19 protein-coding genes are annotated in these 16,645 nt (G+C 37.3%); 14 read left to right on the top strand and 5 right to left on the bottom strand.

Annotated elements, in window-relative coordinates; all coding sequences use genetic code 11:
- Positions 1–10 precede the first annotated feature (10 nt).
- Positions 11–2,044 (top strand): dipeptidyl-peptidase 3 family protein, encoded by a 2,034-nt coding sequence (locus BGO88_RS03700; protein WP_286706003.1) that lies wholly within the window; start codon positions 11–13, stop codon positions 2,042–2,044.
- 49 nt (positions 2,045–2,093) lie between these two features.
- On the opposite strand, the gene BGO88_RS03695 is transcribed toward BGO88_RS03700, so the two are convergent.
- Positions 2,094–2,282 carry a hypothetical protein gene (locus BGO88_RS03695; protein ID WP_273238326.1) on the bottom strand — a complete coding sequence of 63 codons (189 nt, stop codon included), beginning with the start codon at positions 2,280–2,282 and terminating at the stop codon, positions 2,094–2,096.
- Positions 2,283–2,362: 80 nt separating this feature from the next.
- Here BGO88_RS03695 and BGO88_RS03690 point away from each other — a divergent pair, with 80 nt between their 5' ends.
- A complete protein-coding gene (locus BGO88_RS03690) occupies positions 2,363–2,746 on the top strand; it encodes a pyrophosphohydrolase domain-containing protein (RefSeq protein ID WP_101471860.1) in 384 nt (127 codons plus the stop codon).
- 224 nt (positions 2,747–2,970) lie between these two features.
- Here BGO88_RS03690 and BGO88_RS03685 read toward each other — a convergent pair whose 3' ends face one another.
- Positions 2,971–4,038 (bottom strand): branched-chain amino acid aminotransferase, encoded by a 1,068-nt coding sequence (locus BGO88_RS03685; protein ID WP_056070939.1) that lies wholly within the window; start codon positions 4,036–4,038, stop codon positions 2,971–2,973.
- A 289-nt stretch (positions 4,039–4,327) separates the two neighbouring features.
- On the opposite strand from BGO88_RS03685, the gene BGO88_RS03680 reads away from it, so the two are divergent.
- The 4 genes from BGO88_RS03680 (at position 4,328) to BGO88_RS03665 (ending at position 6,450) form a co-directional block, all read left to right on the top strand.
- Complete coding sequence (locus BGO88_RS03680; RefSeq protein ID WP_082482207.1) at positions 4,328–4,966, top strand: DUF4920 domain-containing protein; 639 nt, start codon at positions 4,328–4,330, stop codon at positions 4,964–4,966.
- A complete protein-coding gene (locus BGO88_RS03675) occupies positions 4,966–5,421 on the top strand; it encodes a hypothetical protein (RefSeq protein ID WP_273238325.1) in 456 nt (151 codons plus the stop codon). The genes BGO88_RS03680 and BGO88_RS03675 overlap by 1 nt, the downstream gene beginning before the upstream one ends.
- An 18-nt stretch (positions 5,422–5,439) precedes the next feature.
- A complete protein-coding gene (mnmC2, locus tag BGO88_RS03670; protein ID WP_286706002.1) occupies positions 5,440–6,099 on the top strand; it encodes a tRNA (5-methylaminomethyl-2-thiouridine)(34)-methyltransferase MnmC2 in 660 nt (219 codons plus the stop codon).
- Between the two features lie 153 nt (positions 6,100–6,252).
- Positions 6,253–6,450: a hypothetical protein gene (locus BGO88_RS03665; RefSeq protein ID WP_056070947.1), complete on the top strand. Its 198-nt coding sequence runs from the start codon at positions 6,253–6,255 to the stop codon at positions 6,448–6,450.
- A gap of 40 nt (positions 6,451–6,490) precedes the next feature.
- On the opposite strand, the gene BGO88_RS03660 is transcribed toward BGO88_RS03665, so the two are convergent.
- Positions 6,491–7,438 (bottom strand): hydrogen peroxide-inducible genes activator, encoded by a 948-nt coding sequence (locus BGO88_RS03660; RefSeq protein ID WP_286706001.1) that lies wholly within the window; start codon positions 7,436–7,438, stop codon positions 6,491–6,493.
- 119 nt (positions 7,439–7,557) lie between these two features.
- Here BGO88_RS03660 and BGO88_RS03655 point away from each other — a divergent pair, with 119 nt between their 5' ends.
- From BGO88_RS03655 to can, 4 genes are all read left to right on the top strand, one after another.
- Positions 7,558–8,037 (top strand): Dps family protein, encoded by a 480-nt coding sequence (locus BGO88_RS03655; RefSeq protein WP_056070953.1) that lies wholly within the window; start codon positions 7,558–7,560, stop codon positions 8,035–8,037.
- A gap of 154 nt (positions 8,038–8,191) precedes the next feature.
- On the top strand, positions 8,192–8,485 hold the full coding sequence (locus BGO88_RS03650; protein ID WP_056070956.1) for a hypothetical protein: 294 nt from the start codon (positions 8,192–8,194) through the stop codon (positions 8,483–8,485).
- Between the two features lie 84 nt (positions 8,486–8,569).
- Positions 8,570–10,243 carry a SulP family inorganic anion transporter gene (locus BGO88_RS03645; protein ID WP_286706000.1) on the top strand — a complete coding sequence of 558 codons (1,674 nt, stop codon included), beginning with the start codon at positions 8,570–8,572 and terminating at the stop codon, positions 10,241–10,243.
- Positions 10,244–10,303: 60 nt separating this feature from the next.
- Positions 10,304–10,939 carry a carbonate dehydratase gene (can, locus tag BGO88_RS03640; RefSeq protein WP_101471866.1) on the top strand — a complete coding sequence of 212 codons (636 nt, stop codon included), beginning with the start codon at positions 10,304–10,306 and terminating at the stop codon, positions 10,937–10,939.
- Positions 10,940–10,969: 30 nt separating this feature from the next.
- On the opposite strand, the gene BGO88_RS03635 is transcribed toward can, so the two are convergent.
- A complete protein-coding gene (locus BGO88_RS03635; protein WP_101471867.1) occupies positions 10,970–12,169 on the bottom strand; it encodes an LETM1-related biofilm-associated protein in 1,200 nt (399 codons plus the stop codon).
- Positions 12,170–12,388: 219 nt separating this feature from the next.
- Here BGO88_RS03635 and BGO88_RS03630 point away from each other — a divergent pair, with 219 nt between their 5' ends.
- The 4 genes from BGO88_RS03630 (at position 12,389) to BGO88_RS03615 (ending at position 14,718) form a co-directional block, all read left to right on the top strand.
- Entirely contained in the window at positions 12,389–13,591 is a 1,203-nt protein-coding gene (locus tag BGO88_RS03630) for an NAD(P)/FAD-dependent oxidoreductase (RefSeq protein ID WP_286705999.1), read from the top strand.
- 127 nt (positions 13,592–13,718) lie between these two features.
- Positions 13,719–14,312 carry a DUF4142 domain-containing protein gene (locus BGO88_RS03625; RefSeq protein ID WP_286705998.1) on the top strand — a complete coding sequence of 198 codons (594 nt, stop codon included), beginning with the start codon at positions 13,719–13,721 and terminating at the stop codon, positions 14,310–14,312.
- Positions 14,313–14,339: 27 nt separating this feature from the next.
- Positions 14,340–14,501 carry a lmo0937 family membrane protein gene (locus BGO88_RS03620; protein WP_157486158.1) on the top strand — a complete coding sequence of 54 codons (162 nt, stop codon included), beginning with the start codon at positions 14,340–14,342 and terminating at the stop codon, positions 14,499–14,501.
- A 46-nt stretch (positions 14,502–14,547) separates the two neighbouring features.
- A complete protein-coding gene (locus BGO88_RS03615; protein WP_121366417.1) occupies positions 14,548–14,718 on the top strand; it encodes a lmo0937 family membrane protein in 171 nt (56 codons plus the stop codon).
- 76 nt (positions 14,719–14,794) lie between these two features.
- Here BGO88_RS03615 and BGO88_RS03610 read toward each other — a convergent pair whose 3' ends face one another.
- Positions 14,795–16,600, bottom strand: a complete 1,806-nt coding sequence (locus BGO88_RS03610) for an acyl-CoA dehydrogenase FadE (RefSeq protein ID WP_101471870.1) — start codon at positions 16,598–16,600, stop codon at positions 14,795–14,797.
- Positions 16,601–16,645 lie beyond the last annotated feature (45 nt).

Genomic DNA, 16,645 nt, shown 5'->3' with positions numbered 1-16,645 from the left:
AACTGAGCATATGAAATTAAAAACCATTGCAGGAATGTTTCTTGCATCGGCATTTCTTGTCTCTTGCGGAAAAGACAAAGAAGAGCCGAAAGAAGTCGCGGCAAACACAGGAGATTTTCAATATGAAGTCGAGCAGTTTGCAGATATAAAAGTATTGCGTTATCAGGTTCCGGGTTGGGAAAAGCTTACCCTCAAAGAGCAAAAACTCGTTTATTATCTGACGCAGGCTGGTATGGCGGGCCGTGATATTCATTGGGATCAAAACTACAAGCATAATTTAAAAATCAGAAAAGCCTTAGAGAACATCTATGAGAATTATAAAGGAGATAAGGCTTCAGAAGATTGGAAAAACTTCGAAATCTATCTGAAAAGGGTTTGGTTTTCTAACGGAATCCACCACCATTATTCAAGCGATAAGATTAAACCTGCTTTTACAAAGGAGTATTTCCAAAAATTACTGTCGGAAACAAAAACGACACTTGCTCCGGAAATAGTAGAAATCCTCTTTAACAATCAGGATGCTAAAAAAGTAAACCTGGACGAATCAAAAGGATTGCTTGCCGGTTCTGCAGTAAACTTTTATGATAAGGGAATTACAGACAAAGAGGCTGAGGAATATTACAAGACAAAGAAAAGTCCGGATGCTAAAAGACCGTATTCTTTTGGACTGAACTCAAAATTAGTGCGTAATGCCAGTGGCCAGATTGAAGAAAAAGTATGGAAAAGCGGTGGTATGTACGGACCGGCTATCGATAAAATTATTTACTGGTTGGAAAAAGCACAGGGAGTTGCTGAGAATAAAAAACAAGGTGATGCGATTGGCCTCTTGATTAAATATTATAAAACCGGAGATTTAAAAACATGGGACGATTACAACATCGCCTGGACGGAAGCTACGGAAGGAAATATTGACTACATCAACGGATTTATTGAAGTATATAACGACCCGCTAGGTTACAGAGGTTCTTACGAATCGGTTGTACAGATTAAAGACTTCGATATGTCTAAAAAAATGGAAGTGATTTCTTCCAATGCACAATGGTTTGAAGACAATTCAACCCTAATGCCGGAGCATAAAAAGAAAAATGTTGTAGGCGTATCTTACAAGGTGGTTGTCGTAGCTGGCGAATCAGGTGATTCTTCACCTAGTACTCCAATTGGTGTCAATCTTCCAAATGCGGACTGGATTCGTGCTGAACATGGTTCTAAATCGGTTTCATTAGGAAATATTGTAGATTCTTATAACCATGCAGGTGGTTCTGACCGTTTGAAAGAATTTGCAAACGATAAGGAAGAAATTGAACTGGAAGAAAAATATGGTGAAGTTGCAGACAAATTGCATACGGCATTGCACGAAGTGGTAGGACATGCTTCCGGACAAATCAATCCGGGTGTAGGAACGCCAAAAGAAACTTTAAAAAGTTATGCTTCGACTTTGGAAGAAGGAAGAGCTGACCTGGTTGGTTTGTATTATCTGTACAATCCAAAACTACAAGAGCTAGGCCTGGTTGACGATTGGAAAAAAGTAGGTATGGCAGCTTATGACGGTTATATCAGAAACGGATTGATGACACAGTTGATTCGTTTGGAGCCGGGAGCTGACATTGAAGAAGCGCACATGAGAAACCGCCAGTGGGTGAGTGCCTGGGTTTTTGAAAAAGGTAAAAAAGATAATGTAATCGAGAAGATTACACGTGACGGCAAAACGTATTTTAATATTACAAACTACGAAAAACTTCACGAACTTTTTGGTCAGCTTTTAAGAGAAACCCAACGAATCAAATCGGAAGGTGATTTTGCAGCCGGAAAAGCATTAGTAGAAAACTATGGTGTAAAAGTAGACCAGAAATTGCATAAGGAAGTTTTGGAAAGAAACAAGAAATTCAAATCGGCACCTTACAGCGGATTTGTAAATCCGGTTTTGGTTCCTAAAACAGATGCCAAAGGAGAAATCATTTCTTTTGAAATCCAACAGCCTAAAACTTTTGCTGAGCAGATGCTTTATTATTCTAAAACATATGGTTTCTTGCCTGAAGAAAACTAGGATAAAAGATTTATAAATAAGAAACGCTTCGAGAAATCGAGGCGTTTTTTTAATGCTTCAAATACACCTTTATCACAAAAAGCAATCCGATAAAAGCTAAAAAGCCTAATAAAACCAGATAACTTCTTTTGTAGAATAGCTTGTGTAGTTTCAAATCTTTTCGGTAAGCATAAATCATTGCTATAATAAAAGCAACTACAAAGAAGCCGGCAAAAGTCCATTGACCTTGAGTAAACATAGTGGATAAGTTTTTGTGCAAAAGTAATTATTTGTATCCAAAAGTCAGTATTTTGCACTACCATTTAATTTTTGAAAATCATGCAGAAACAACTCAACGCAGTAAAAGAATTCCACCAGGCATTTGGTCTTGGCGTAAGCGAAACCCCAAAAGGAGATTTAGGTGAAAGCAAAAATAGGCTACGCTACAATTTGATGAAAGAAGAAAACGAGGAATATCTTGAGGCCGTTCAGAATGATGATAAAATTGAAATTGCTGATGCTTTAGGCGACATGCTTTATATTTTGTGCGGAACCATTATTGAGCACGGATTACAGCATAAGATTGAAGAGGTTTTCGATGAAATTCAACGCAGCAATATGAGCAAGCTGGGAGAGGACGGAAAGCCGATTTACCGCGAAGACGGAAAAGTGATGAAAGGGCCAAATTATTTTAAGCCTGATTTCTCCCTGATATTGAAATAAAAAAAATCCCGAAATAGTTCGGGATTTTTTTATGAAATTAACTAAAAACCAGAAAATATAAGCCCGCCCAAACTGAAATAAAAAACAATCCGGGATAAACGACTGTACTGATATTCTGTTTTAATTTTTTCGTTAGAGCTAAATATAAAACATAAACAATAAACACAATTAAAAAACCGATGGTCATAAATGGATATAGCATATTTTTATATTTTTAAAAGTTTCTAAATCTTAACCGTCCAGTCAAAAGGGTCTTCTGCCAGTTTGTACTGAATATTGGTCAGTTTTTCTTTCAATTGCAAAGCAATGGAGTCTTCTACTTTTGGAAGCTCGAAATATTCGCCTTTATAAGAGAACCCGACAATCGGATTAACTACAGCGGCGGTTCCTGCGCCAAAGATTTCTTTCAGAGTACCATTTTTAGCTGCTTCCACCAATTCCCAAACCAAAACGGAACGTACCTGTATGTCAATACCTTCTTTTTCAGCAAGAGTGATAAGGCTTTTTCGGGTTACACCGTCCAAAATCCTTTCGCTGGCTGGTGCCGTAAACAAGGTGTTGTTAATTCTGAAGAAAACGTTCATAGTTCCTGCTTCTTCCAGTTTTGTATGCGTGGCATCGTCTGTCCAGATAATCTGCTGGAAACCGTCTTTGTTTGCCAATTGTGTCGGATAGAACTGGGCAGAATAATTCCCGGCTGCTTTTGCTGCGCCAATACCGCCGTTAGCTGCACGGCTGTAATGTTCGGCGATGATTACTTTTACTTCTCCGGAATAATAGGATTTTGCAGGAGAAAGGATAATCATAAAACGATATTGTGATGACGGAGCAGCGACTACACCTGTACCCGTTGCAATCATAAACGGACGGATGTAAAGCGTATTGCCTTTACCTTTTTTAACCCAGTCTTTTTCTATTTTTAAAATTTCATGAAGCCCGCCTAAAAATACTTCTTCAGGAACCTCAGGCATGGCCATTCTTACTGCCGACTTATTAAATCGGTCAAAGTTTTCATCCGGTCTGAAAAGCCAGACGTCATCATTATTGTCTTTGTAGGCTTTCATACCTTCAAATATAGCTTGCCCGTAGTGGAAAACTTTTGCCGAAGGATCCAGAAGGAATGGCTCATAAGGCCTGATGACAGGCTTTTGCCATTTTCCATCTTTGTAATCACAAACCAGCATATGGTCAGTAAAGATGTTTCCGAAGACAAGATTTTCGAAATCAACATCATTAATCTTGGTCGATGATGCCCTGATAATGTCAATTTCGGGATTATTTTTTAGATTCATTGGTGTGAGGTTGGTTTAGGTTTTAAATAATTGAAAACCAGCTGTTTTTGTTAATGGTTTAATGCTGATTTTCAATAGTTATAATCAATGCTAAATTAATAAAAATTGGAAAGTTTTTGGATAAAAAGGCAATTATATTCCAACTTGTCTGTTGCTTTTTGTGAATTGATTGCATCAGATTCAAAATCTTGTATAATTAGCAATGAAACTTAAAATTTATTAATCAGGAGGGCATTACTTTTGAGGAAACTCTCTATTTTTGTAACGAATTAAAAAAATATACCTAATCATGAAAAATATATTTGTTTTGGCTTGTTCGCTGGCAATTTTTGCAAGCTGTGCCGATAAAAATAAAGAAACAGAAAAAACAGAAGAAACGATTCAGACACCGGCCGATAGTTTGCCTAAGACAGATTCAGTTGCCGTAGCACCTGTAGAAGCAACACAAACTCCTGAAGTTGATGCTAAAACTGCGGCTAAAGGAGATGAAGTAATTGAAGTGACTCCGGCTAAGGAAATAAAAGTTGAGTACGCATCATTTGGAGATAAGATTTTAGCTGACAAGGCTTTAAGTAAAGAACAGATGTTCCAGAAATACAAGTCTATGAAAAAAGGTGACACGATAGCGGTGAAATTCAAATCCAAAATTAACTCTGTCTGCAAGAAAAAAGGATGCTGGATGAAGATGGAATTACCGGGTCAGGCAGAATCTTTTGTGCGTTTCAAAGATTACGGTTTTTTTGTTCCATTAAATGCTGACAGCCAGGAGGCAATCGTTAGCGGAAGAGCTTTTGTTGACGAAATCTCTGTTGCCGAGTTAAAGCATTACGCAAAAGATGGCGGAAAATCTCAGGAAGAAATAGATAAAATTACTCAGCCTAAAATTACGTATGCTTTCCAGGCTGACGGAGTTTTAATCAGCAAATAATGAAGAAATATCTTTTGATTTCCGGAATTATTATGGCCTTTTCAAGCTGTAATAAGAAAGAAGAAGCGCAGCCCGTTGTTAAAAAAGAAGTTCCTGAAAAAACTACAGGAGCAAAAGAGTTTGAGATGTATGAGATGTCTGAAATGGCGGCTCTTATGGAACAGATGTATGTGGACAATCAGCGTTTGAAAGAACGTATCAAGAATGGCGATACCATTGGCAAGTTTCCTTCTCATTTCTTAGAAATTCATAAAAGAGCCATGACGGATGAGGCTGAAAACGATGCTTTTTTTAAAGAACAGGCTGCCGTTTTCATTAAGGCCCAGGAGCAGATTTATGAAGATCCTAAAAATGCCAAAGCTCATTTCAACAAAGCGGTATCGGCTTGTGTTACCTGCCATGAAGTGAAATGTAGCGGACCGATTCCGAGAATCAAAAAATTGTTTATAGAATAATAAATTCATGCGGCTATAATGAAAAGAGAAATTATCCAGACTTCGGATGGTTCTACATCAATTCTGCTTCCTGAATGGAACGAAACCTACCATTCAAAACACGGAGCAATACAAGAGGCCAAACATGTATTCATACAAAACGGACTTTCCTTATTTCAAGGTCAGTCCGTTTCCATTTTAGAAATAGGTTTTGGTACCGGACTCAATGCTTTTATAACCTATCTGGAAGGACAAAAGCTCCAACAGAAGATTAAATATACAGGAATTGAAGCTTATCCGGTTGGAGCCGAAGATGTGCTTAAAATGAATTATGTGACTGAATTGGATGCAGAAAGTGAAAAAGACATTTTTTTAAAGATGCACGAATCCGATTGGAACCAAAGTGAAATATTGTCTCCTGATTTTTCATTAGAGAAACAAAACATCAAGTTTCAGGAAATAACCGACACCAATCAATACGACCTGATTTATTTTGATGCTTTCGGATTTAGGGTACAGCCCGAACTATGGAGCCTGGAAATTTTCCAAAAGATGTATGCGGCATTAAAATCTAACGGTATTTTGGTTACTTATGCCTGTCGGAGTCCTATAAAAAATGCAATGACAGAAGCAGGTTTTTTAACCGAAAAGCTGCCCGGGCCTCCCGGAAAAAGGGAAATGCTGAGGGCGAGGAAGTAAGCTTGATTGTAATATTTAGAAATCAAGAATTAAATGTTAATTAATACAATACTTTTTGTGAATTAACGTTTTTTTAGGGAATTGAGTATTTAATTTCAGTAAATTTACCAAACGTTCTTACAAAAGCATTAACCTCCAAATTAAATTTTGACTATGACAAGACCTATGTTTGCTTATACGAAATCTATTCTTGAAAGAGTGAGTTTCGACCCCTTGTTGTTCTGCAAAGAGCTTGAAAAAGCGATAAGATCGTTACTTCCATATGAAATTGAGCAATTAACGGAATGGCTTTTAAGCTACACAGTCGAAAAACCGGAATTGAAACAATGTCTATTAATTGTTAACAAATAAGAAAAGGAGCCATTCGGCTCCTTTTTTATTTAATTCCTTTTTATTGATTCTTTTTGGATAGCGGACTTATAATCTGTACGTTTTGAAAAACGATTGCTCCTTTTACAACACCGGCAATAACCTGGCGTAAAGCGTCAATAATATGTATTTTTAACTCACTTTTCGGAAATATAAGGCTGACTTCACGCGCCGGTTTTGGTTCCTTAAAATGGCGTAATTTCAGCTTGTCCTTTTCTTTTAAATCCAAAGTGTGCAAATAGGGAAGAAGTGTGGTGCCGAGTCCTTCATCTGCCAGCTTAATCAGGGTTTCAAAACTTCCGCTTTCAATCTGGAAGGGCGATGTTTCAGAATTGTTTACGTTTTTGCACAAGTTTAGAATTCCGTCGCGGAAACAATGTCCATCCTGCAAAAGCAATAGCGAATCCACATCAATATCTTCGACTTCAATTTCTTCTTTATGGAAGCTGTGATGGCTTTCAGGAAAATAAGCTACAAAAGGTTCATAATACAAGACGATTTCTTTGATTTTCTCATCTTCCAAAGGAGTAGCCGCAATTGCCGCATCCAAATGGCCGTTTTTAAGGCGTGTGATAATTTCCTCTGTATTATGTTCTTCGATAATCAGTTTTATTTTTGGGTATTTTTTAATGAAATTATTCAGGAACATCGGCAACAGCGTAGGCATGATGGTAGGAATAATTCCTAATTTGAATTCGCCTCCAATAAATCCCTTCTGCTGGTCAACAATATCCTGGATTCTGTCAGACTCATTAACTATGTTTTTGGCCTGCGTTACTATTTTCTGCCCTATTTCGGTAAGTTGTATCGGTTTTTTACTCCTGTCGAAAATTAAAACCCCGAGTTCATCTTCGAGTTTTTGAATTTGCATACTCAACGTGGGCTGAGTAACAAAGCATTTTTCTGCGGCAAGTGTAAAGTTCTTATTCTCGGCTACTGCCAGAACATAATATAATTGAGTGATTGTCATTGTTATAATATTTTGTGATGCAAATATAAAAAACTATAATATTTATTTATTATTTGTATTGCCTTATTTTTTGTAATTTTATAGTAGATAAATTTTACGAACCAATAAAAATAACAAAAATGAAAACGAATATTTTAGGACTGCCAGTTAAAGAAACCGAAGAAATATCAAACGATTTAAACATATTGTTATCCAGCTTTCAGGTGTATTATCAAAACCTTAGAGGAATACATTGGAATATCAGAGGGAAACGTTTTTTTGACCTCCACGTGAAGTTTGAAGAATTATATAATGATGCCCAGCTAAAAATTGATATGATAGCAGAAAGAGTGCTTACAATTGGCGGAAGACCACTTCATACTTTCGAAGATTATATGAAGAACAACAAGCTAAAAGTAGGGAAGAATATTTCTGTAGATGAAGAAGCAGTACATCTGATTGTTACTTCGCTGTCTGACCTCTTAAAGATTGAAAGAGACCTTTTGTCGAAATCTGCAGATGCAAATGACGAAGGTACCAATTCTATGATGAGTGACTTTATTAAAGAACAGGAAAAAACAATCTGGATGATGAAAGCCTGGCTGGAAGAAAAAATATAAGCCGGTCAGTTTTTCAGCAAATTATTTTGATGATTTCTAAGAAAAGAAGCAACAGCTAAGCGACTTTAGCTGTTGCTTCTTTTTTGTTGTTAAAATTTGATTAAATTAATTTATCATGTTTTTAAATAAGAATTAAATCTCTAATTTCGCGCATATGAAACTGGCTGTTAAAATAGTATTGTTAATGTTTATGACTTTTATTGTTACTCCTACCATTGTAGGATTGATAAAAAAAGACGTTGACACATCTATGGTTTATAGCATGTCGGAAGAAGAACAGCACAATCACAATAGCTGTAAAGAATTAAAAGCCGACTTTAAAGTTGCAGATTACCTCACTTTCTCTCACTATACAGAAAGTTCTTCAAGCCTTATCATTTCACAGCACAGTTTGAAACATGATAATGCGGCTTCGACTATCTTTTCTCCACCGCCTGAACAGGTTTAATACAATTTAGGATTTTGAATACTTCAAAATCTGAGGTCGTATTTTTTAATGCGACTAAAATCCTTGTATTAAATTTTTTTAGGTATGACAAAAAAAATCAATCTTTTTGCTAACCTTAAATCAGATTTTGCTTCTGGTTTAGTGGTTTTCTTGGTAGCATTGCCATTGTGTTTGGGTATAGCCCTGGCTTCTGGAGCGCCACCATTATCAGGTATAATTGCTGGAATCGTTGGGGGTATAGTTGTCGGGTTTTTAAGCCGGTCACATATCAGCGTGTCCGGCCCTGCAGCCGGCCTGACTGCAATTGTTTTGACAGCTATTACTGATTTGGGTGCTTTCAATATATTCCTGACGGCAGGACTAATAGCCGGCTTGCTTCAATTAATATTAGGCTTTATCAAAGCGGGAAGTATTTCAAATTATTTCCCTACCAATGTTATTGAGGGTATGCTTGCGGGTATTGGTGTCATCATTATTTTAAAGCAAATTCCACATGCTGTTGGTTACGACAGTGATTTTGAAGGTGATGAAACTTTCGTGGAAAAAGGTGGCGGCAATGCTCTGGAATCTTTAATGGATTCATTAGGACACCTGCAACTGGGAGCCATTCTGATTACGCTAATATCTTTGACTATACTGATTTCATGGGACAAATTCAGTTTCTTAAAAAGAATGAAATTGGTACCGGGAGCTTTAGTGGCTGTTATAGTGGGTGTAGTGCTGAATGAAATTTTTACAGCTTCCGGCAGCTCACTGGCTATTTCTAAAGAGCATTTGGTTTCTTTACCGGTTCCGCAATCTTTTGATGATTTCAAAAATATCATTGTCACTCCTGACTTTGCCGGATTTATGAATCCCAAAGTTTGGGTTGTGGGTGCAACGATTGCTATTGTGGCTTCTATAGAAACACTTTTATGTATTGAAGCATCAGACAGGATGGATACGCAAAAACGCTATACAGATACTAACGTAGAGTTGAAAGCTCAGGGAATTGGAAATATGTTGAGTTCATTCCTGGGAGGATTGCCTATGACTTCGGTCGTAGTCCGTTCGTCAGCAAACGCAAATGCAGGAGCTAAATCCAAGATGTCTACCATTATTCACGGTGTCTTATTACTAATCAGTGTATTGTCGATTCCGGTTCTGTTGAACAAAATTCCTTTAGCAACCCTGGCAGCCGTTCTTTTGATGGTAGGATACAAATTAGCAAAACCTACCGTGCTTATGCATTTCTGGCATAAAGGCAAGTATCAGTTTGTTCCTTTCATTATAACCCTACTGGGAGTTGTTTTCCTGGATTTGCTAAAAGGTGTTGCTTTGGGTATCGCTATCAGTGTTGTGTTTATCTTGAGAGGAAACCTGAAAAGAGCCTACCGTTTCAGAAAAGAAAAATTTGAAGATGGTGATGTTATCAGAATAGACCTGGCACAAGAAGTATCCTTCCTGAATAAGGCAGCAATAAAGACGACTTTGGCTGAAATACCTGAAAATTCTAAAGTAGTAATCAATGCATCAGATACGGTTTATATCGCCCATGATGTATTGGATTTGATTCATGAGTTTGCCACCATCAGGGCAGCTGATGAAAACATTAAGGTGAAACTTAAAGGCTTTAAAAAGGCATATGAACTGAATGATATTGATGACAAAGCCAATCATGTTTTCTTTGAAAACTATGAAGAAGCCAGAGCCAGAAAGCAAGCCAAAGCAGATTATGACCGATGCATGGCATTAGTAGAAAAATCAAAAGAGAATTAAGAAAAACAAAAAAATGTCAGGAGAACTGACGAAAATTTAAAAACTATTAATAAAAAAACAATGAGCGATTTTTATAAAAAAATAATTGACGGAAACAGGAAATGGGTAGAATCTAAAATTAACCAGGACCCAAAATATTTTGAAAAACTAGCTGAAGGGCAGTCACCACCGTTATTATGGATTGGATGTTCAGACAGCCGCGTTCCTGCGAATGAAGTAATTGGAGCACAACCAGGAGAAGTTTTTGTACACAGAAACATTGCTAATATGGTGGTGCACTCTGATATGAACATGCTAAGCGTTTTGGACTATGCCGTAAACGTTTTGAAAGTGAAGCATGTCATTGTATGCGGACACTATGGATGTGGTGGGGTAAAAGCGGCTATGGGTAACGATTCTATCGGTTTGATTGACAACTGGATTCGTCACATTAAAGATGTTTACAGACACCATCACCATTACCTGGATTCAATTCTTGACGAAAAGGAACGTTTCGATGCTTTTGTTGAACTGAATGTTAAGGAGCAGGTTTATGATTTGGCTAAAACTTCAATTGTTCAGGGAGCCTGGAGAAATGGACAGGATTTATGCCTTCACGGATGGGTTTACAGATTAAATTCAGGAATCGTAAAAGACCTGGAAGTGAATCTATGTGGTAATGAAGATTTAGATCAGGTATACCAATTGAAATTCTAAATAAAAAGCCTCTTGAAAAAGAGGCTTTTTTTATTCTTCATCCAGATTTTCGTTGAATGTGGATGGCAATAGTTGCGGAATAAATTTTATCAAAATCGGTAAAAGCAGACTGCCGCCCGGCAAAAGGAAAATAGTCAATGACGGAATGGTCTTGCAGATTTCCAAAAGCTGCTTTTTTACCTTTTTCTTTTCTTTGGCATCCAGACTGCGATGTGTGGATTGTGTGAGCAGGAGCATAAGGTCGCCGTTGTTGGAGAGTTCTTTAACCAATCGGGTTTTGTTTCTTGTAATCAGTATTTTCACATTTTGTGTGGCCTGGTCATAAAAATGCCTGACCGGATTGGAATAATTGAAGTACGGAATCTGTTTTTTGTACTTGTTGATGAAATCATCCGTAGAGACAATACTTTCAGCAACAAAATTATCTGGAACATCCATGATTTTTGCCAGTTCATATAAAAAGTAGGCTTCATTGCTTTCCATCTCCATATCGCTCCAAAGTGCCATTCCGGCCATGTCAATCAGATATAGTTTTTCCAGCTGTTTTGTGAAAATGTCCAACCCTAATGCTTCCATATCCTGTACGTTGACTTTAGAAAATTTGGTATAGCGCACAGAGGCTTCAAACAGTTTTATCAGCAAATCATCATATTTCGATTTCTTTAGTTTTGTTTTTAAGGCTAAAGAAATAATGCTTACGATGGTTTCTTCCAGTTTTTTCAAATAATTATCCGGAATAGAATGGTTCATAAGATATTGCTGGAAAGCCAGCACATCCATAAATAGCAAAGCGTTGGTCAGGATATGTGAAAAGTTTTTACTGATGATATCCTCATTGGTTTGTATTCGTTCTGCTATAATCTTTTCCAGATTATGGGACGGTATGCTTTCGGGCAACATCTTATCCAGTAGGTTAAAGCCTTTTGGATGCATTTCCTTGTAAAAGGCAATAACTTTTGCGATAAAGTTTTTAGGGTCGGTGTCATGTGTAACCAGTCCGTAAACGCGATACAGCGTATTCAAAAGAGCAACTTTTGAAAATTCCTCAGAAATCCAACCTTTTGTATCAATAGGCTGTGGTGTATCAAATGACACTACATGCCCGTAGATAAAACCGGTATTGCGTGTGTTTTTGTAAAACTCCAACGGATTGTCCGCAACAGGAAATTGCAGGTACTTTTGTTCTGCAAAAAACTTGTCTATCCAGCCATGTGCCGAAGGGTTAATCATGATTCAAATTTCTGATGCAAAGCTATGTTTTTTATTATGAAGTCAAAAATAATTGATGACTGTTGTAAATTTTTCGCCTGAGCGTCTTTGCGAGTATTTTTTTACGCAAAGGGATAGAGCCGCAAATCATAATATTATGCTGAAAAAACTTAAATTACTTATAATGCTGAAGGTTTTTTGTGGCTTTATCCTTATATTTAATAGAATAAATAGCAATGTATGAATCTAAAATCAGGAATGCCTTTCTGGCTTATTAAAGATGGACTACCTCATACTTTTCCAAAACTGGATAAGGATATCGAGACAGATGTTATTATTATAGGAGCCGGTATTTCAGGCGCATTGGTACGTTATTATCTAATCAATGCAGGAATCCAATGCGTGATGATTGATGCCAGAACAATAGGTTTAGGGAGTACTTCTGCCAGTACCTCACTTTTGCAATATGAAATAGACACGCCGCTCCATGAACTAATCGATAAAATTGGAAAAGAAAAAGCAGAATGGGCCTATCATTTGTGTAATTATGCAATTGATAAACTGGAGAAGATTGCCAAAGAGCTAAAACTTGACGAATTCGAAAAGAAAAAAAGCCTTTTTTATGCTGCCTATAAAAAAGATGTTCCAATGTTGGAAAAGGAATTCCAGGCCAGAAAAGAAGCAGGTTTTGACGTGAGTCTCCTTGATGAAAAGCAAATTTATAAGCAGTTTGGGTTTAAGGCTCCCTTGGCTATACTTTCTGCTAATGCCGCTCAGACAAATGCCTATGCTTTTACGCATAAATTATTGCAGGTCAAAAAAGGCAGCCATCTTGATATTTATGACCGCAGCCCTATTGTAAAAATCGATACCCAAAAAAAAGGGGCAGTCCTTAAAACCGAATCAGGTTTTACCATCAAAGCAAAAAAGGTAGTGTATGCTACAGGCTATGAAGTTGTGGAATTTATTGATAAGAAAATTGTCGACCTCAAATCAACCTATGCGGTGGTGAGCGAACAGTATAATGAAAGGAAGTTTTGGAAAGACGAAGTCCTAATCTGGAATACAGCCAATCCTTATCTTTATGTGCGGACTACACCAGATGGAAGAGTGCTTGTAGGTGGCAGAGATGAAGATTTCTACAATCCGGATAAAAGAAATAAGCTGATTTCTAAAAAGACCAAACAGCTCACAAAAGACATTAACACGCTATTTCCACAATTGGATTTTAAACCTGAATTTAGTTGGACAGGGACTTTTGGAGCCACAAAAGACGGACTCCCGTTTATAGGTGTCTATGATAAACTACCCAACAGTTATTTTGCCCTTGGTTTTGGAGGCAATGGAATTACTTTCAGTCTGATTGCTGCAGAAATTATAAGAGACCTTTTGCTGGGAAAGGAAAATAAAGATGCTTCTATTTTCTCTTTTGACAGGGTATAATCCGAACTGGAATTACTTTATCTGAATCGTATAACATTATAGGTTAATTCTGTAAGTACGGTATTTTTTTTATTGGGTAATTTAGATAAACTCGAAAAAATTACGAACCAACTAAAATTTATATCGTATGAAAAAGCCAATAATTTTTGGAAAAGCAATCTTAAGTCTGGGTGTTTTGACATTGTCTTTAGGAACAGTTTCCTGTAAGAATGAACCTAAAGCAGAAGACCCGAAAGAGGTTGCTGAAGACGAAAACGAAGCAAAATTTGACAATACTAAAGAAGCAGAAAAAGATGCTGAGATTCTTGTGGATGCCGCTGATTTTGATTTGGAACAAAGAGAATTGGGCAAATTGGCCCAATCCAGAGGTGTTTCGGCAGCGGTTAAGGATTTAGGTAAAATGATGGAAAAACATCATAACGAGGCTTTTACCCAGCTTTCTGCTTTGGCTAAGGAAAAACAGATTTCTATCCCTACAGCAATTACCGAAGATGGTCAGAAAGAATATGACAGACTAAGTAAGGTTGATGTCAAAAACTTTGACAAAGAGTATCTTGACCGTGTGTACAAAGAACATCATGATGCCATAGATGATTTTACACAGGATGCACAAGCTACAAAGAGTGTTGAAATCAAAGCTTATCTGGAAAGCATGATTAGTACTTTGAAAAACCATCATGACGAAGTGGAAAAGTTGCAATCGACATTAGTTAAGAAATAATAATAATCCAATTTAATATTTACAGTCATGGGAAATTTACTTTATACAATTGCCGTAATTCTTGTTATTGTCTGGGCCATCGGTTTTTTAGGCGGAATGGTTACCAGTAGTCTTATTCATGTTTTGTTGGTAATTGCCATCATTGTCGTGCTTTTAAGAGTAATTCAGGGAAGAAAGCCTTTAGAGTAGTCTCTTTCATAAAAAACAAATAGTCTAACCAATAAAAAACACTATCATGGGAAATTTACTTTATACAATTGCAGTAATTTTAGTAATTATCTGGGCATTAGGATTCTTCGGAATTCTTGGTGAAGGAATTGCAACAAATGGGTTGATACATATTTTGTTAGTGATTGCGGTCATTATCGTATTGCTTAGAATTATTCAAGGAAGAAAACCGCTATAAGTTTTGAATCTGCCAAAAACAAAAAAAGCCCTGGCATTTGCCAGGGCTTTTTCATTAACCAACTATTAAAACGTAACTAAAAGCAATATTGATTTTCCTGTATTAGTTTGGAAGCGATAGTTTCCCGCAACGCTACTACATTAGGAAGGTTAGTGTATTTGGTAAAACGTTTCAGTCCCATCATCATCATTCGCTGTTCATCACCTTCGGCAAAGGAAGCAATACCTTCTTTTCCTTTGGTATTGATGATGTCAACGGCTTTGTATAAGTATAATTGTGCCATGGCAATCTGCTCTTTTACATTTTCAGCACCTTTTGATTTTGCCAGTTTTTCTGTTCTTAAAATAGTAGATTCTGCCATATAGATTTCGATAAGAATATCGGCAGCAGCCATCAACAATTGTTGATGGGCATCTAAATCCGGACCGTATTTCTGTACAGCGCTTCCGGCTACCATTAGGAATGCTTTTTTCAATTTGCCAATCAGTTCTTTTTCTTCGGCGAATAATTCAGAATAATCAGGAGTATTAAAATCAGGAATTCCCATTAATTCTTCTGCTACTTTCATAGCAGGTCCTAATAAATCTACGTGACCTTTCATGGCTTTTTTAACCAACATTCCAACAGAAAGCATTCTGTTGATTTCGTTTGTTCCTTCATAGATTCTGGCAATTCTGGCATCTCTCCAGGCACTTTCCATTGGTGTGTCTTCAGAGAATCCCATACCACCTAAAATTTGGATTCCTTCATCAGAACAGTTTTGTATGTCTTCAGAAATAGCCACTTTTAGAATAGAACATTCGATTGCAAATTCTTCTACACCTTTCAGTTCTGCCTCCTGATGTGAAGAACCTTCTGCTACTCGTGCATTGATTCGGTCTTCAATGGATTTTGCTGCACGGTAAGAAGCGCTTTCTCCCGCATAGCAGGATGTTGCCATTTCAGCAATTTTGGAACGGATAGCGCCAAAATTAGAAATAGGTGTATTGAATTGTATTCTTTCATTAGCATATTTTATAGCTCCGGATGTAACTCTTCTTTGTGCATCAAGGCAGGCAGCACCTAGTTTGATACGACCAACGTTAAGAGCGTTCATGGCAATCTTAAAGCCGTTTCCTCTTTCAGAAAGCATATTTTCAACCGGAACTTTTGTTTCGTTGAAGAATACCTGACGGGTAGAGGAGGCGCGGATTCCTAATTTGTGTTCTTCCTCATTCATTGAAATTCCGTTGGACGGGTCGTTTTCAACGATGAATCCGGTAATATTTTTGTCGTCTCCAATTCTCGCAAATACAATAAAGAGACTACAGAACCCGGCATTCGAAATCCACATTTTTTGTCCTGTGATTTTATAATGCGTACCGTCATCAGACAATACTGCTTTGGTTTTGCCTGAATTGGCATCAGAACCGGCACCAGGCTCAGTAAGGCAGTATGCGCCAAACCATTCGCCGGAAGCTAATTTTGGGACGTATTTTTTCTTTTGTTCTTCGGTACCGTATAAGGTAATAGGCATAGTTCCAATTCCGGTGTGGGCACCAAAAGCAGTGGAGAATGACCCGGTTGCTCCGGAAATATAGTCACAAACCAGCATGGTAGAAACAAATCCCATTCCCAGTCCGCCATATTCTTCAGGAACTGCAACGCCTAATAGTCCTAACTCACCTGCTTTACGCATGCATTCTTCCGTAAAGGCATAGTCTTTATTTTCGAAACGGTTTTTGTTCGGCCAGATTTCCTTATCCACGAATTCTTTTACCGTCTGCTTCATCATTAATTGTTCTTCCGAAAAATCTTCCGGAGTAAAAATGTCCTCACATTTTGTTTCTTTTACCAAAAACTGCCCGCCACGGGTAACGTCTTTTTCGATAGTATCTGCCATTGTATTTTTTGTTTTTTGTTAGACTTTTTTAGATGAATAGAAAAT

It is taken from the genome of Flavobacterium sp. 38-13 (genome assembly GCF_001899155.1).
GTDB lineage: Bacteria > Bacteroidota > Bacteroidia > Flavobacteriales > Flavobacteriaceae > Flavobacterium > Flavobacterium lindanitolerans.
The sequence above is the reverse complement of the archived record's forward strand: the minus strand, read 5'-3'. Positions and strand labels throughout refer to the sequence as shown.

Excerpts from the sequence above, each read along its gene's own strand:
- BGO88_RS03620 (WP_157486158.1), top strand. The coding sequence starts at position 14,340 with ATGGGAAATTTACTTTATACAATTGCCGTAATTCTTGTTATTGTCTGG.
- mnmC2 (WP_286706002.1), top strand. The coding sequence starts at position 5,440 with ATGAAAAGAGAAATTATCCAGACTTCGGATGGTTCTACATCAATTCTG.
- can (WP_101471866.1), top strand. The coding sequence starts at position 10,304 with ATGAGCGATTTTTATAAAAAAATAATTGACGGAAACAGGAAATGGGTA.
- BGO88_RS03680 (WP_082482207.1), top strand. The coding sequence starts at position 4,328 with ATGAAAAATATATTTGTTTTGGCTTGTTCGCTGGCAATTTTTGCAAGC.
- BGO88_RS03685 (WP_056070939.1), bottom strand. The coding sequence starts at position 4,038 with ATGAATCTAAAAAATAATCCCGAAATTGACATTATCAGGGCATCATCG.
- BGO88_RS03660 (WP_286706001.1), bottom strand. The coding sequence starts at position 7,438 with ATGACAATCACTCAATTATATTATGTTCTGGCAGTAGCCGAGAATAAG.
- BGO88_RS03695 (WP_273238326.1), bottom strand. The coding sequence starts at position 2,282 with ATGTTTACTCAAGGTCAATGGACTTTTGCCGGCTTCTTTGTAGTTGCT.
- BGO88_RS03615 (WP_121366417.1), top strand. The coding sequence starts at position 14,548 with ATGGGAAATTTACTTTATACAATTGCAGTAATTTTAGTAATTATCTGG.
- BGO88_RS03690 (WP_101471860.1), top strand. The coding sequence starts at position 2,363 with ATGCAGAAACAACTCAACGCAGTAAAAGAATTCCACCAGGCATTTGGT.
- BGO88_RS03625 (WP_286705998.1), top strand. The coding sequence starts at position 13,719 with ATGAAAAAGCCAATAATTTTTGGAAAAGCAATCTTAAGTCTGGGTGTT.
- BGO88_RS03645 (WP_286706000.1), top strand. The coding sequence starts at position 8,570 with ATGACAAAAAAAATCAATCTTTTTGCTAACCTTAAATCAGATTTTGCT.
- BGO88_RS03610 (WP_101471870.1), bottom strand. The coding sequence starts at position 16,600 with ATGGCAGATACTATCGAAAAAGACGTTACCCGTGGCGGGCAGTTTTTG.
- BGO88_RS03635 (WP_101471867.1), bottom strand. The coding sequence starts at position 12,169 with ATGATTAACCCTTCGGCACATGGCTGGATAGACAAGTTTTTTGCAGAA.
- BGO88_RS03665 (WP_056070947.1), top strand. The coding sequence starts at position 6,253 with ATGACAAGACCTATGTTTGCTTATACGAAATCTATTCTTGAAAGAGTG.
- BGO88_RS03630 (WP_286705999.1), top strand. The coding sequence starts at position 12,389 with ATGAATCTAAAATCAGGAATGCCTTTCTGGCTTATTAAAGATGGACTA.
- BGO88_RS03675 (WP_273238325.1), top strand. The coding sequence starts at position 4,966 with ATGAAGAAATATCTTTTGATTTCCGGAATTATTATGGCCTTTTCAAGC.
- BGO88_RS03655 (WP_056070953.1), top strand. The coding sequence starts at position 7,558 with ATGAAAACGAATATTTTAGGACTGCCAGTTAAAGAAACCGAAGAAATA.
- BGO88_RS03650 (WP_056070956.1), top strand. The coding sequence starts at position 8,192 with ATGAAACTGGCTGTTAAAATAGTATTGTTAATGTTTATGACTTTTATT.
- BGO88_RS03700 (WP_286706003.1), top strand. The coding sequence starts at position 11 with ATGAAATTAAAAACCATTGCAGGAATGTTTCTTGCATCGGCATTTCTT.